The sequence below is a fragment of the Erythrobacter sp. SN021 genome (genome assembly GCF_021864455.1).
In genome coordinates this window covers 1-208 of the sequence record NZ_JAKKUW010000190.1, presented here as the reverse complement: position 1 = coordinate 208, position 208 = coordinate 1, and the positions used below count along the sequence as shown (strand labels likewise).

1 rRNA gene is annotated in these 208 nt (G+C 54.3%); it reads right to left on the bottom strand.

Annotated elements, in window-relative coordinates:
• Nucleotides 1-208 (bottom strand): 16S ribosomal RNA (locus L5849_RS15520); the annotation flags it as partial.

The window sequence follows — 208 nt, the reverse complement described above, 5'->3', positions numbered from 1 at the left end:
GGCCCGGGAACGTATTCACCGCGGCATGCTGATCCGCGATTACTAGCGATTCCAGCTTCACGCAGTCGAGTTGCAGACTGCGATCCGAACTGAGAACAGATTTGTGGGATTGGCTTAACCTCGCGGTTTCGCTGCCCTTTGTTCTGTCCATTGTAGCACGTGTGTAGCCCAGGTCATAAGGGGCATGATGATTTGACGTCATCCCCAC